This is a genomic window from Arthrobacter sp. StoSoilB22, from assembly GCF_019977315.1.
Taxonomy (GTDB): Bacteria; Actinomycetota; Actinomycetes; order Actinomycetales; family Micrococcaceae; genus Arthrobacter.
In genome coordinates this window covers 2420222-2434781 of the sequence record NZ_AP024652.1, presented here as the reverse complement: position 1 = coordinate 2434781, position 14560 = coordinate 2420222, and the positions used below count along the sequence as shown (strand labels likewise).

Here is a 14560-nt window from a genome sequence, read left to right as displayed (position 1 = left end):
CCTCAATTCGCTGCGTTTTCCGTGGCGTTTTGATCGTGCTGCCTAGATTCTAGGGTCCGCGAAGAACTCTGACGACCAAGAGGGGCCATGTGCGCTGCGAACCTGATCTACCCGCAGTTAGCCGCGGATCCAAAGCCATGCGCCTGCGGAGGGACATTGTGCGGCCAGCGGCGGGGGAGTGGGGCGACCGTGCCGAACCCCGCCCTGCAGGCGGTCGAGGGTCTGGAGAGGGCCGAGCCGCTTGGGTGGTGTGACGTGTCTTTGGTTTCCGCGGTGCGGGCTGGGCAGTTTTCTGCCTTTGCCGAACTTTTTGGTAGGTACAAAAAACTCGCCGCGTACGTGGCCCGGGTGGAGACCGACAATCTGTCGGACGTGGACGATGTTGTGGGGGAGGCAATTGCGTCTGTGTTTCAGGCTCTGGCTAGTGGCAGGGGACCGGCGGACTCTTTCAGGGCCTATCTCGTGACCACTGTGCGAAGAACGGCACATCGTCGCAACGTACAGGCGAGGCGCGCTGGCTTCTTGAGCGACCTCCTGAATGGGGATGGCGACACCGGATATGAGGATCCCTATCTCCGATCCTTGGAGACGTCCTCGCTCATTGAAGCATTCCGGTCCCTGCCGATGCGTTGGCAGGCTGTGCTTTGGTACAGCGAGGTGGAAACCATGAAGCCGGCAGCGGTGGCGCCGATCATGGGATTGACGCCGAACGGTGTATCGGCGTTGCTCATACGTGCGCGGAAAGGACTTCGGCAGGCATATTTCCAGGATCACGTTCTCGTAAAGGCAACGGACTCTTGTGCTGACGTGTCGCAGCATTTCGGGAAATTCGTCCTCAACGACGGACGAATGCCAGGCAGCGCCAGGATTCGACGGCATGTGGATGAGTGCCCGAAGTGCGAGGCGGGCCTAGCTACTCTGCACCAGATGCGCAGCGCAATAAAGGGTTCAGGAAAATCGACGGGGTAGGGTCACTTTCAGACTACTTTACATAATGTAGATTATCGGCGTTCAAATAACGGGAGTGGAAGTAGCTGCGAGAACTCCCGTCCCGCGACGTATCCAACGTTTGCGCAGGTCAGAACGCTTTGACGAGGAAGAAAGTGTTCTCGGCTCGGACTTGAATTTGCGCCCGGATCCCTTGCGCCTGTAGGTTTCCTGCATCTAATGCATGTTTCCATGGTTTAGGGGTCGTTGTGAGTGGTGCCGTTCCGGGTTTTGTCCCGCGGATGCTGGTGGATCCGGACATTGGGCTGTTCCGTGCTGATGAACGGATTTTTACGGCCATGCTGGATGGCTGGCGGGCACAGATGCTTGCCCGTGGCCTCACGACGCAGACCATCAAGCAGCGTTGCCAGCTGCTGGGGCGTTTTCAGCGCTTCACGGGTGAATTTCCGTGGCAATGGCGCCCGGCCGATATCGATGATTTCCTGGCCGATCTGCGTTCTGGCGACAAGCCGATCGGCCTGAAGACGTTGCGCTCGTACAGCAACGCCGTGGCGATGTTCTGCTCGTTCCTGACCCATCCTGGCTATGGGTGGGGCGAGTTCTGTGAACGGACATTCGGCGATATTCCGAGCCAGATCTGCTTCGAGTGGAACACGCCACGGCACACCACCGATGATGCTGTCCCGGCGAAGAAGCGCTCATTCACGAAGGCGGAACTGCAGCGTCTTTTCGACTACCTCGATGACCTTGTCGACCGTGAATACGCCGCCGGCAGCAAACGCTGGCTGCCCCTGTTCCGCGACTCGGTGGCGTTCAAGGTCTGCTACGCCTACGGGCTTCGCCGGCGCGAAATGACCATGCTGGACCTGGAAGATTTCGGCCCGAATCCGCACGTCAGCGACTACGGCCGGTTCGGAGCAGTCCAGGTTCGATTCGCCAAAGGCACGGCAGGCTCAGGACCCAGAAGGCGGACCGTGTTGACCGTGCCGGAGTTCGACTGGGTCGTGGACCAGCTCAAGACCTGGACAGCCGGCGGCATGCGGCAACAGTTTCCGACAGCTGAACGGTCCTCGGCGCTGTGGCCCAGTGAGCGTGGCGCCCGGATGTCCCTGGGCTCTTTCGGTGATGCGTTCGCTGCCGCGCGGGATGCCGTCGGTCTGCCCCAGGAGCTGGGCCTGCACTGCCTCAGGCATTCCTACGTGACCCACCTGATCGAAGCCGGTTATGATGCGGCCTTCGTGCAGACGCAGGTTGGCCACTCCTATGCGTCGACTACCGGGCTCTATACCTCGGTATCGTCGGACTTCAAGCAGAAAACCGTGCAGCAGATGATTGCACGCCGCATCGCGAACTTGGAGGACCCAGATGCCTGAACAGCGCCGGATCGGCTACCGCTGGAACCTGCGAGCCCTGATGGCAAAGCAGAACCTCTGGAAGACCACCGAACTGATGCCGCTCCTGAAATCCCGTGGCATCAACCTCTCCGAAAGCCAGGTCTACAGGCTGGTCACCTCCACGCCGGAGCGCATTCCGGCAAGGACATTCGCCGCGCTCTGCGACATCCTGGACTGCACACCAAACGACCTTTTCGAACCTTTCGTGGAGATGCGCGCCGCAGCGACAGCGAACGCCCCCAAGCGCAGTGAAGACCTCGGCATCCAACCCGGCAACCCGATCGCCCGACGCGTCCGGCTCGTCGCTCCCGAGGACGGTGAGTAGGCCCCGTAAGGCAGAGGACCCCACCCGCTGGCCTGTCCCCTGCGGCCGCTGCGGCCAGCACCACCAAACAGTCGCGCGCTGGCCCGACGGCGGAGTCTGCGGCTACTGCTATCAGCAGGCAAAACGCACCCGCGGGGTCTGCGAATGCGGCCACGACGGCATCCTGCCCGGAATCATCGATGAACAGCCGGCATGCCGGAACTGCTCGGGCGTTCGGCTCAATCTCGACTGCCAGGGCTGCGGCGCCGAAGACGAGCTCTATACCGGTGCGCACTGCTGGGCCTGCGTCCTCGGCGACGTCGTTGATAACCTCCTGACCAACCCGGCCACGGGAATCATCGCCACGGAACTGATCCCGCTGGCCGCGGCATTAAAGACCATGAAACGGGCCAACAGCGGCATGACCTGGATCCGACAAAAGCACGTCACAGCCTTCCTTCGAAACCTCGCCACCGCACCCACCATCAGCCACGCAACCTTCGACGAACTACCCGACTCACGCACCCGCGAATACGTCCGGGGACTCCTCATCGAACACGAGGTGCTCCCCCAAACGAAATGCTTTCCTGACCCGCTACGACAGCTGGGCAACCCAGGCCATGAACCGCGTCAGCGACCCCCAGAACCTTGACGTGATCCGCCGCTACATCCGCTGGCACCACCAACGGCGCATGAATCTCATGGACGAAGTTACGCGCGGCACTTTTCTTCGTGCCAAGCAAGAAGTCACCGTCGCCATCGACCTCCTAAACTGGCTCACCAACCACGGCATCAAACTGCCGGAACTCCAGCAATCCCACCTTGATGTTTGGCAAGCCGAAGGACCCACGACCAGGCGCATCGCTGAGCGCTTCCTCAAATGGGCCATCAAAACCAAAGCCGCCCCAGCTGGGCTCACCATCATTCCGCACCGCCGCGGCACGAGCCCACGACTCCCCAAAGCTGGACAAGACCAAGCACTCCACCACATCATCCACACCGATGAACTGGAAACCCGCGACCGGGCCGCGGCCATCCTGATCCTCGTCTTCGGACAACAGGCAGAGAACATCGCACGGCTAACCTGGGACGACGTCAGCGTCACCGACGAACTGGTCACCGTTCAACTGGGGACTCTCCAGATCGCATTGCCGGATCCCCTTGCACAGCCGTGGCGGGAGCTCGCCGCAAACCCGGGCCACGAACTGACCGCCGCGCACCCCAACACCAAGTGGGTATTCCGCGGAGCATCACCCGGACGCCACATCCACCCAGGACACCTCACAACCCGCCTCAGCAAACTCTTCAGCACCCGCGCCGCACGCCTGGGAACACTCCACGAACTCACCAAACTCGCACCCGTGGCCATCATCGCCGAAACCCTCGGCTACTCCCCCACCACCATCGAACGCCACGCCACAGACTCAGCCGCCGCCTACGCCCAATACATAGCGGCACCAAGACAGGCAACGTGATGCTAAACGGAGCGGAAATTCCACGGATTCCCGACAGGAGGAATCTCTAGAAATAGCAAGTACAAATGCCCAAGAGCACGATGAATGGCCCCGGCAATTCGATACTTGGCTGGGTCAGTTTCCCATCCAACAACGTGAATCTGATGGCGCGCCCAGTCCAGGATCGACTGGAGTTCATCGAAATCAGGCTCTGGTGGCGTTGAGCTAGCCAAGGCCTCTTCAATCACAGCGCGCACCCTGCGTCCGCCATCGGTGGCGGACAGGAGGGCGCCTTCAATGCGAAGCCAAGCTTCGAGAGAGTAACGCGCGCCAGCCTGCTCGTCGCCATGCCAGCGACGCGGTTGAGTCGGCGTAACTTCGTCTCTAGACGGAGAGCGACGGCCGGCAGCCTTCTGCAGTCTACGAAGCTCGGCATACTCCGATTCGAGCCTGAGGTGGACCTCTCGTTCTGCCTCCAAGAGGTCCATCGCGGGCAGAAAGAAGTCCGGCTCACGCCAAGAACAATCCAACTTCGCCTCAAGGTAGGCCCAAGTAGGCTCAAACGCGATCGGCCGGGCAAGTTGGATCCATGAACCTAATGCCCTGAAGCGAGGGCCAAGAGGCAACGACGCATCCCGCACCCGCTTTGCCTCACGTCCGAAACCCATTGGCTCATCATAGGTGGCCAGGCAATTACTCCGCTGACGCAAGAAGCATCGAGAGAGCCAGGAAGAAATCTCGCCCGGAAGGGCGACTACTCCCGGCTCACGAATACCCGTGCATGCCAGTTAAAGCGCGGGAGTAGAAGTAGCTGCCGGGCCAGCGTGTTCTATGCCGGCCGGCAGCTCGCGGAGGTGTCAGGCGCCTACGTACGCTGCCAGGTGTTTGCCGGTCAGCGTCGATTTCCCGGCCACAAGCTCTGCGGGCGTTCCGGCGAAAACGATCGTGCCGCCGTCGTGACCCGCGCCAGGTCCGAGATCTATGATCCAGTCCGCGTGTGCCATTACAGCTTGGTGGTGTTCGATCACAATCACTGATTTTCCCGACTCCACCAGTCGATCCAGCATGCCCAGCAGGTTCTGGACATCGGCCAGGTGCAAGCCGGTGGTTGGCTCGTCGAGAATGTAAATGTCACCTTTTTCAGACATTTGCGTGGCCAACTTGAGTCGCTGGCGCTCACCGCCGGACAGTGTGGTGAGGGGCTGGCCGAGTGTTAGGTAACCGAGCCCAACGTCGGCAAGGCGATCGAGAATTTTGTGGGCAGCCGGGGTTCGGGCCTCCCCCTCGCTGAAAAAGACTTCCGCCTCATCTACAGACATTGCAAGCACCTCTGCAATATTCCGGCCCCCCAACTGATACTCAAGAACAGCCGCCTGGAAGCGCTTTCCTTCACATTCTTCACAGGGTGATTCAACGGTGGCCATGACGCCGAGATCCGTGTAGATGACACCTGCACCATTGCACGTGGGGCAGGCGCCTTCGGAGTTCGAACTAAAGAGCGCCGGCTTAACGCCATTGGCTTTGGCGAATGCCTTTCGGATAGGTTCCAGCAGTCCGGTATACGTGGCGGGATTACTCCTGCGCGAGCCCCGAATGGCACCCTGATCGATCACGAGGACGCCGTCCCGCTTGGCTACGGAACCATGAATCAGGGAACTCTTGCCGGAGCCGGCCACCCCGGTGAGGACACAAAGAACGCCAAGGGGGATGTCGACGTCGACGTTCTTGAGGTTGTTCGTTGAGGCGTCCCGGATTTCCATGTGGCCCGTAGCGGAACGAAAGCTGTCCTTGATGGCCGCCCGGTCGTCCAGATGGCGTCCCGTGATGGTGTCGCTCCCCCGCAATCCCTCGAGGTCGCCCTCAAAACATACTGTGCCGCCTCCGGTACCGGCACCGGGCCCAAGGTCAACCACGTGGTCGGCAATCGCGATCGTCTCCGGCTTGTGTTCGACCACCAGCACAGTGTTGCCCTTGTCCCGAAGCTGTAGCAGCAGTTGGTTCATGCGCTCGATGTCGTGGGGGTGAAGGCCTATGGTGGGTTCGTCAAAGACGTAAGTGATATCGGTGAGTGATGAACCCAGATGGCGGATCATCTTGGTCCGCTGGGCCTCTCCCCCGGACAACGTGCCGGCCGGCCGGTCAAGGGACAGATAACCCAAACCAATTCCGGTGAAGGAATCCAGAAGGTGCTGGAGGCCCTTCAGTAACGGAGCAACGGAGGGTTCATCCAGCGAGCGGACCCAGCCTGCGAGGTCGCTGATCTGCATAGTGCAGACGTCGGCGATGCTCTTGCCGTTGATCTTGGAGGACCGGGCTTCGGGGCTAAGGCGTGTACCTTCGCATTCCGGGCACGTGGTGAAGGTGATGGCACGCTCCACAAACGCGCGGATGTGGGGCTGCAGGGCGTCTACGTCCTTGCTGAGCATCGACTTCTGGATCTTGGGGATGACGCCTTCGTAGGTGAGGTTGATGCCCTCCACTTTGATCTTGGTGGGCTCCCGGTACAGGAGATCGTGGAGTTCCTTCTTGGTGAATTTGGCAATGGGTTTGTCCATGTTGAAGAACCCTGAGCCGCTGAAGATTCGCCCGTACCAGCCATCCATGGTGTATCCGGGAATGGTGAGCGCGCCTTCGCTCAAGGACTTGGAGTCGTCATAGAGGGCCGTGAGATCAAAGTCATTGACCGCCCCCATGCCCTCACATCGGGAACACATTCCGCCCAGGCGATTGAACGAGGCCTTCTCGGTCTTCGTTTTGCCTTCGCCGCGTTCGACGGTGATGGCGCCACTGGCCTTCACCGTGGGAACATTGAAAGAGTAGGCGTTGGGTGAGCCGATGTGGGGTTGGCCGAGGCGGCTGAACAGGATCCGCAGCATGGCATTGGCGTCTGTTGCGGTACCCACTGTGGAGCGCGGGTTGGAGCCCATCCGTTCCTGGTCCACAATGATCGCGGTGGTCAAACCTTCAAGGTTATCGACGTCGGGGCGGGCCAGGGAGGGCATGAAACCCTGCACAAAGGCACTATAGGTTTCGTTGATCATGCGTTGTGACTCTGCCGCGATAGTGGCAAAAACCAGTGAACTCTTCCCGGAGCCGGAGACGCCTGTGAAGACAGTGAGCCGGCGCTTCGGGATTTCGATGCTGATGTCTTTGAGGTTGTTTTCACGTGCACCTTGGACCCGGATCAGATCGTGGGTATCCGCAACGTGGGACCCCGGAGATTGTGTGTCCGTGCTCGCGGCAATAGTCATGATTTCTCCATCTGTTAGGCGGCGCTGCAAAACAGTCCCTCGTCGGCGTCGCCTGGCTCACACTGACCAGCCTCGGCCAGTAGCTTCGATTCTGCCATTGTCTTCCAAGGTTTACTCGCTAAGAATGAAGCATGCCGGTATACATGAGGTCCCTTGAAACCGCAGTTCCGCAAACCATCCTTGTCCAGCAGCAAGCCCGAGACGTCTTCGCATCACAGCCCGGACTGACACGGCTGGGAACCCGACTAGTCAGCACATGCTTCGACTCAGCAGCCATAGACACCCGATACACCGCCGTAGCCGAACTCAGCCTAGATGCGCACCCCGAAAATCCGCAGTTTTTTGACCCCGAAACCAACCAGGTCCTCAGCCCCAGCACCAAGGTCCGGAATGAGATCTTCGCAACCGAAGCCACCAAGTTGTTCGTCGAGGCCGGCAAAGCTGCAGTGGCCCAGGCGCCGGGTATAGATCTTGATGACATCACCCACGTGATCACGGTGTCCTGCACCGGTTTCTTCAACCCCGGTCCTGACTACAAGGTGGTCCGCGCTTTAGGCCTCAATCCTGCCGTGCAGCGGTACCACCTGGGATTCATGGGCTGCTACGCGGCCTTCCCTGCCCTCAAAGCAGCCAAGCAGTTCTGCGTTGCAGACCCCACAGCGGTTGTCCTGGTGATCTGCGTAGAACTCTGTTCCCTGCATGTGAGGACGTCGAACGATCCCGACACCATCATGGGATCGGCGATTTTCGGTGATGGCGCGGCGGCCGCGGTCGTAAGTGCCCGGGAGCTGCAAGGGCCGGAACCGGCCATCCGGCTCGATCACTTCGAAACGGTCCTGACGCCGGTGGGCGAGGAAGCCATGGCCTGGAACATTGGGGACGAAGGATTCGAAATGGTCTTGGGATCGTACGTTCCGCACATCATTGAAGAACACATCACCGGTGCCTTGGCGCCACTGCTCGCCAAAGAGCCATCGTTGGATGGCTTGCCCTACCGAGATATTACCCACTGGGCCATACACCCTGGCGGCCGAAGCATCCTGGACAAAGTCGAGTCCAAACTGGAACTGACGCAGGAGCAGCTGGTCCCGGCCCGGGAGACTTTACGGGAATACGGCAACATGAGCAGCGCCACGGTGTTGTTCGTCCTCAAGTACATGTTGGAGAGGGCAGCAGCCGAACATGAGGAACGGATCTGCTCCATGGCATTCGGTCCGGGTCTGACGGTGGAAACGGGACTCTTCACGCTGGTCTCCCCTGCTCTGTGAGTCCATTTGGGTCCCTGCGGGTCAGGGATGTGAAAGCCGTCGAGGAGATGGACAGGGTCGATTGCGACCCCACACGCCTCTACAGGACTTATGCGCGCTTCCCGGTGGTGAACGCCTTGCTGTCGGGATGGCACGGGACGTATCGTCAACGTCTCCTTCCGTTGCTGGCCGAGCACAGTGCGGTTTCGGTGCTGGACATCGGGTGTGGTAGCGGCGACGTAGCCCGGAGCCTGGTTCGGTGGGCCCGGCGGGACGGATTCCGGCTTACGGTGACGGCAATCGATCCGGACGAGAGGGCCTTCACCTTTGCGTCCCGCAAGCCTCCAGTGGAGGGGGTCGTGTACCTCAATGCCCACAGTTCCGAGCTCGTCGCTGACGGCCGGAAGTTCGACGTCGTCATCTCCAACCACATCCTTCATCACCTCGACCCAGGGCAGCTTGCGGAGGTCCTTCACGATTCCGAGTCGCTGAGCCGGGGGCTGTGCCTGCATAACGATCTCAACCGAAGCAACATCGCATACATGCTGTTCATGGCAGGCTTCTGGCCTTTGGGTGTGGGCTCATACATCTGTGGTGATGGCTTGACGTCCATCAGGCGCAGTTACACCGCGGAGGAACTAAGAGCTGCCGTTCCGGCCTCGTGGTCGGTTGAGAGAAACGGCCCGTGGCACCACTTGCTCGTCCGTGCGCTCGAGGATGATCGTGACTGACGTCGTGATCGTTGGTGCCGGGCCGGTAGGGCTGTTCATGGGCGTGCTGTTGCTTCAGCAGGGGCATCAGGTCCGGATCCTTGAGCGCCGGAGCAGCAGGAGCAACCGTTCGCGGGCTATCGGAATTCACCCGCCGGCACTGGCGGAGCTGGCGCGCGCAGGTGTTGCGGACCATCTGATAGCAGCCGGTGTCCGCATCAATCGGGGTGTCGCTTACAGTCAGAGGCGCAGGGTGGCCGAACTCGGGTTCGACGGAGATGCCCGCTATCCCTACATTCTGGCTGTGCCGCAGACGGTCACTGAGAAGACGTTGGAGCTGGCGGTGCATGATCTGGACGTCGGAGCCATTGTCCGGGGTGCCCATGTTCGGGAGGTTGCGGAAGAACGCGGCTCCGTGCGTACCGTTGCGAATTGTCCTGGCGGCGTTCAGGAGTTCAGAAGCCAGCTGGTGGTGGCTGCCGACGGCGCGCACTCAGCCATTCGCCGCCATTACCTGCCGGGTTTGCAGGCACGGGGCTATCCGGACTGCTACATTATGGGCGATTTCCCGGATGCCACCGGCCATGGCTCCGATGCGGTGCTGTACTTGGAGCCTGCCGGAATCGTGGAGTCCTTCCCCCTGCCACAAGGTCTCCGCAGATGGGTGGTGAGGCTGGGCTCGCCGGAAAAGAACCCGACGGCGGATAAGCTGGCCGACTTGGTCCTGGCCAGGACCGGTGAGGTGCTCCATGTTCCCGGCAACTCGATGCTCAGCGCCTTCGAAGTACGGTCGCGCCTGGCTCAACTCATGGTTCACGGCAGAGTGGTGCTGTTGGGGGACGCAGCCCACGAAATCAGCCCCATCGGAGGGCAGGGCATGAACCTTGGCTGGTTGGATGCTGCGGCGCTGGCCCCGATCATCGATGCTTCTTTCCGCGGTGCCGACATCGGGCCCGACCTAGCGGACTTTGAGAAGTCCCGCAGAAAGGCGGCGCGCCGCGCATCGCGCCAGGCTGGACTCAACATGGCTCTGGGAAGACCTCTCCCGCCTTACGTGATGTCAGTCAGGAATGCAGCTTTCGCAATGGCCTTGGACATGCCGGCAATTTCAGGGCTGGTGGAGCGACGCTTCACCATGCGTTAGGTGCTCCGGGGCTGGGCTATTCGGGGGTTGTGTAATAGCAGTCGTACGTATCCTGGCTGGTGATCAACCCGTCCCGAAGCTCAAAGACAGCAGTGCTCCTGGCTCGGATGGTATCGCCACGGTCCCAGTGTGGAAGGTCAAGCAGCAAGGTGGCAGACCAGTTCATTTCCAGCACCACACGGTTGTCCTGGCTCGTTGTCCGGACCACCTCAAACTTCTGATCGGAAACGATGTCCTTGCTGTGGTCGGCGCCGGCCAGGGTCTCGGCAAGGTTCCGCGTTGAGCCGGTTTTGGACAGAGCATGCGGCCACTCGGTGAGCTTGAAATCGTCCGCCAGGAAGGGTCGGATTTCAGCGGCCCCGCCGCCGGCTTCCACCGTTCGAACGAACCCGAGTACACAATCCAAAGGGGTGGAATCGATCATCCATTGAGCCTAGCCCAACTCGGGAACGCCTTGTGGAGCGTTAGGCTCACTGTATGACGCACCAACCTCATCCGGGGGCCACGAGCCCTGCCACGGACTACAACCCGATCCGCATTCGTGACGCTGTTCGCCGGTTGCTGGATACGGAGGGGCTTCCGCCCATTATTCAGGCCGGACACCCCGTATTGCGTCAGCTGGCAGCGCCATACGAAGGCCAGCTCGACGATGCGGAGTTGGCGGCTTTCATTGAGCAGATGAGGGCTGTCATGCATGCCGCACCGGGAGTCGGTTTGGCAGCTCCCCAACTGGGCATCCCATTGCAAGTGGCCGTACTGGAGGACAGATACCCGGTGGAACCGGAGTCAGCTGCCGTGCGTCACCGGGAGCAGCTGGAATTCCTGGCCATCGTCAACCCGCAGTACCGCCCGCTCGGAACCGAGACCGCCTCGTTCTATGAGGGGTGCCTCTCGGTCAGCGGGTATCAGGCGGTAGTGACCCGTCACCGGAACGTGGAGTTGCGCTACACCAGTCCAACGGGCGAGTCCACGGAAGCCTGGTATTCAGGGTGGCAGGCCCGCATTGTGCAGCACGAAACGGATCACCTCCACGGCATCCTGTACTTGGACCGGGCCGAACTGCGATCGTTATCCAGCAATGCCGAGCACTCGGCGCGCTGGTCTGCTCCGGAGATTGACGAGGCTCGCCGGGCGCTTGGATTCTTTCGCTGACTCCGGCTAGTCATCCAGGTTATTGACCTCGGTGGGGAGGTACCGTGCCCACCAGCGGAGGATGTGCTCGAAGCGTTGCCTTCGGTGATGGGGGGTGCCGGACCGTGACAACTCGTGATCCTCGCCGGGGAAGATCAGCAAGGAGGTGTCCACTCCCTTCGCCTTCAGATGCGAGTAGTAGCGCTGGCCCTGTTCGATGGGGCACCGAAGATCGTTCTCGCTGTGAATGACCAGGGTGGGTGTATCGACACTTGAGACTACGGCCATGGGACTTTGAGCCTCCATTTGTTCCGCTGTTCCTCCGGTGTATTCGGTCCCGAAGAACCAGCCGATGTCAGCTGAACCTGCAAAGCTGACGGGGTCCAGGAAACCGCGCTCCACGATCGCGCCTTTGAACCGGTGGTCGTGCGCGATGGTCCAGGCGGTGAGATAGCCGCCGTAGGAGCCACCCATGATTCCCACGCGTTCCTTATCCAAGACGGCAAACGAGGCCAACGCTGAGTCCAGGAATGCCAGCACGTCCTGCATGTCCACAGTCCCCATGCGCTCCTTGACGGCACGGCCGTGGGCTTGTCCGTAGCCGGATGACCCGCGTGGATTACACATCACAACGGCGTAACCGGCAGCAGCATAGACCTGGGCTTCGTCAAAGAAAGCACCGGTGTATTGGGCGAAAGGGCCGCCGTGGATGGAGAGGAGGACGGGGTGGGGACCAGGTCCGTCAGGGAACACCACCCAACCGTGCACAGGGTGCCCATCGGCGGATTCGGCATCGAAATCCAAGGGCTCCACCACCCGGGAGTTGTTGCGCAAGGGTGCGGAGAAGTCCGTGAGGAGGCGGATCTCGCCGCGTTCCAGGGAGGCGACGTCCCCCACTGTGGAGGCGTCCGAGAAACTCACGGCCATTTCGCCGTTTGCAGCCACTGTGGCCCCGGTAACCACCTTGGCGCCATGAACCAGGGGTGTGATCCCGCCGATTGCGGTGACATCGAGCAGCTCGACGCTTCCCAGCGCTGTATTCAGAACCAGAACGCTGTCGGGACCGCTGGGCTCCAGCGGTCCCGACACATCCAAATGCTCGACGTCGGTCAGCGCCACCGCTTCTCCCCCAGCAATGGGCATGGCATACAGAACCGCGTTCCGGGCCACGAAGTCCTTGCCGGTGTCACCCAGGTCCTGCGCGGTGTAAAAGAGCCACTGGCCATCCGTGGAGGGGCGCACAGCCGTGACGGTCTGCAGGCTCTTGTTGGAAGGTTCGACGGCGGTTGGCTGGCCGCCGTCGGCGTCCACCCGATAGACGGAGGTGACAAGATCGTCGTCGTGTCCTTCATGGAGGGCGGCGACGAAGTAAAGGCGGGTGCCGTCGGCTGAAAAGCATGGTGACTCATGGTCTGAGTCACCAAAAGTGACCTGCCGTGCAGAGGGAAGTCCTGTCATCCCATGTGCGGGCTGTTCGTGCGCAGCCCTACCCCTCGCAGCGACTGCCGGCTCGCCGCCCAGTTCCGGCACTTCGACCACAAACAACTGCTGGCGCTGGTCAGCGGTGTAGCCGATGCCGTTCATCCGGTACTGGTTGGCGGTGATCAATCGGGCGTCTTCTCCGCCGGAGGTGACCCCATCCATAGTTCCGTAGCGTCCTTGTTCCGGCACCCGGGATTGGAACACAATGCGGTGGGAATCAGGTGCCCACACGAACCCACCTACGCCCGCGTGCTGCTCGGTGATCTGCTGCGGCTCGCCACCTGCGGCTTCCACGACAAAGAGTTGCGGCTTACCGTCCGGATCGCACCTCAGGAAGGCAAGAACAAGGCCGTCCGGGGAGAACGCCGGGGAACTGTCCCTGAATCCTCGTGTGATGCGTCGCGAATACTTGGTGGTGTCCAAGGGAATGCTCCACAACTGACCCACATAACTGTCAGCATCAAAATCCGGCCGCGTGACGGAAACCACCGCCTTGGTGCCATCGGGGTGGATTGCCGGGGCGGATACGGAGTTCAGCAGATGCAGTTGCTCGGGTTTCACGATGGTGAGCCTAGCCCGGCACTTGGGCCCCAGGCCCTAGACACTCCGGCCGCCGTAGGATTGGAGCCATGTTGTCCGATGCCGTTGCTGCCCTCCGTTGTCCTGTTTGCCAAGGGGCGCTCCAGCTCAGTCAGGGCCAACAGCAAACCCTCGTCTGTGAGGCCGGGCACCAGTTCGACGCCGCAAAACAGGGCTACTTCAACCTGCTGACGGGCAAAGGCACGGTCTTCGAAGCGGACTCGGCAGATATGGTTGCCGCGCGGTACAGGTTTCTGGACGCAGGGCACTACTCCGGACTCGCGCAGGCTGTAGCAGCAGCGGCTACCGGATCACTTCAGCGCCCCGGGGCCGTGGTTCTCGACGCAGGTACTGGCACAGGCCACTACCTGCGGGCGGTCCTTGAGCGGTCCGGGGCATCAGGAATCGGTGTGGACATCTCCAAATTCGCGCTGAGGCGTGCCGCCCGGCTCAATCCGGAAGCAGCCAACCTGGTATGGGACATCTGGCGTCCGCTGCCCATGATGGACAACACCGCGGACGTTGTCACTGTAGTTTTCGCACCGCGAAACCCCGCAGAGTTTGCCAGGGTGCTTCGGCCGGGCGGCTCGTTGCTCGTTGTGACGCCCCGGCCCGGCCACCTTGCCGAGATCGCAGCCCGGGCAGGCATGCTCAGCATTGAGGATGGCAAAGAGGAGCGGCTGGTGGACTCCATGCGGGAATATTTCGACTCCGGCACCAGCCAAAACCTCGACCTTCCCCTGACACTGAGCGGCCCGGAGGTGGCCGACCTCGCCTACATGGGTCCGGCCGGACACCACGTGCAGCGCGAAGAGTTGGCGGAGTTGGCCGCTGTGGAAGGTTCAGTGGCCACCACTGCGAAGTTCCGGATCAGCGAATTCGCCGTGTCCTGACGTGGGACGGAACGTCGGGCTAG

Annotated in this window: 13 protein-coding genes; 10 read left to right on the top strand and 3 right to left on the bottom strand. The window is 61.2% G+C overall.

Translation table 11 applies throughout. From position 1 onward, the window contains the following. Window positions 1-87: 87 nt before the first annotated feature. The 5 genes from LDN70_RS21240 to LDN70_RS11295 all read left to right on the top strand — a co-directional run bounded on the left by LDN70_RS21240 (window position 88) and on the right by LDN70_RS11295 (window position 4121). Window positions 88-969 carry a sigma-70 family RNA polymerase sigma factor gene (locus LDN70_RS21240; protein ID WP_223940361.1) on the top strand — a complete coding sequence of 294 codons (882 nt, stop codon included), beginning with the start codon at window positions 88-90 and terminating at the stop codon, window positions 967-969. Between the two features lie 260 nt (window positions 970-1229). Then, complete coding sequence (locus LDN70_RS11310) at window positions 1230-2321, top strand: tyrosine-type recombinase/integrase (protein ID WP_223940360.1); 1092 nt, start codon at window positions 1230-1232, stop codon at window positions 2319-2321. Continuing rightward, window positions 2314-2667 carry a helix-turn-helix domain-containing protein gene (locus LDN70_RS11305; RefSeq protein WP_216925664.1) on the top strand — a complete coding sequence of 118 codons (354 nt, stop codon included), beginning with the start codon at window positions 2314-2316 and terminating at the stop codon, window positions 2665-2667. Before LDN70_RS11310 ends, LDN70_RS11305 begins: the two co-directional genes overlap by 8 nt. Then, on the top strand, window positions 2660-3298 hold the full coding sequence (locus LDN70_RS11300) for a hypothetical protein (protein ID WP_223940359.1): 639 nt from the start codon (window positions 2660-2662) through the stop codon (window positions 3296-3298). Before LDN70_RS11305 ends, LDN70_RS11300 begins: the two co-directional genes overlap by 8 nt. Then, complete coding sequence (locus LDN70_RS11295; protein ID WP_223940358.1) at window positions 3267-4121, top strand: hypothetical protein; 855 nt, start codon at window positions 3267-3269, stop codon at window positions 4119-4121. Before LDN70_RS11300 ends, LDN70_RS11295 begins: the two co-directional genes overlap by 32 nt. An 836-nt stretch (window positions 4122-4957) precedes the next feature. Here the strand turns inward: LDN70_RS11295 and LDN70_RS11290 are convergent. Further along, the gene (locus LDN70_RS11290; protein ID WP_223940357.1) at window positions 4958-7351 is read right to left on the bottom strand and encodes an ATP-binding cassette domain-containing protein; all 2394 of its coding nucleotides are present in this window, start codon (window positions 7349-7351) and stop codon (window positions 4958-4960) included. A gap of 131 nt (window positions 7352-7482) precedes the next feature. Here LDN70_RS11290 and LDN70_RS11285 point away from each other — a divergent pair, with 131 nt between their 5' ends. Genes LDN70_RS11285 through LDN70_RS11275 form a run of 3 tightly spaced genes read left to right on the top strand, consistent with a single transcriptional unit; the run spans window position 7483 to window position 10452 of the window. Next, window positions 7483-8619 carry a type III polyketide synthase gene (locus LDN70_RS11285; RefSeq protein WP_142939144.1) on the top strand — a complete coding sequence of 379 codons (1137 nt, stop codon included), beginning with the start codon at window positions 7483-7485 and terminating at the stop codon, window positions 8617-8619. Continuing rightward, the gene (locus LDN70_RS11280) at window positions 8616-9329 is read left to right on the top strand and encodes a class I SAM-dependent methyltransferase (protein ID WP_223940356.1); all 714 of its coding nucleotides are present in this window, start codon (window positions 8616-8618) and stop codon (window positions 9327-9329) included. Before LDN70_RS11285 ends, LDN70_RS11280 begins: the two co-directional genes overlap by 4 nt. After that, entirely contained in the window at window positions 9322-10452 is a 1131-nt protein-coding gene (locus tag LDN70_RS11275; protein WP_223940355.1) for an FAD-dependent oxidoreductase, read from the top strand. The genes LDN70_RS11280 and LDN70_RS11275 overlap by 8 nt, the downstream gene beginning before the upstream one ends. 16 nt (window positions 10453-10468) lie before the next feature. On the opposite strand, the gene LDN70_RS11270 is transcribed toward LDN70_RS11275, so the two are convergent. Continuing rightward, window positions 10469-10876, bottom strand: coding sequence for a nuclear transport factor 2 family protein (locus tag LDN70_RS11270; protein ID WP_142939147.1), 408 nt, complete (start codon window positions 10874-10876; stop codon window positions 10469-10471). Between the two features lie 53 nt (window positions 10877-10929). Here LDN70_RS11270 and LDN70_RS11265 point away from each other — a divergent pair, with 53 nt between their 5' ends. After that, on the top strand, window positions 10930-11604 hold the full coding sequence (locus LDN70_RS11265; protein WP_223940354.1) for a peptide deformylase: 675 nt from the start codon (window positions 10930-10932) through the stop codon (window positions 11602-11604). 6 nt (window positions 11605-11610) lie between these two features. Here LDN70_RS11265 and LDN70_RS11260 read toward each other — a convergent pair whose 3' ends face one another. Continuing rightward, window positions 11611-13626 carry a S9 family peptidase gene (locus LDN70_RS11260; protein ID WP_223940353.1) on the bottom strand — a complete coding sequence of 672 codons (2016 nt, stop codon included), beginning with the start codon at window positions 13624-13626 and terminating at the stop codon, window positions 11611-11613. A gap of 68 nt (window positions 13627-13694) precedes the next feature. On the opposite strand from LDN70_RS11260, the gene LDN70_RS11255 reads away from it, so the two are divergent. Further along, entirely contained in the window at window positions 13695-14537 is an 843-nt protein-coding gene (locus LDN70_RS11255) for a putative RNA methyltransferase (protein ID WP_223940352.1), read from the top strand. The last annotated feature ends 23 nt before the right edge of the window (window positions 14538-14560 follow it).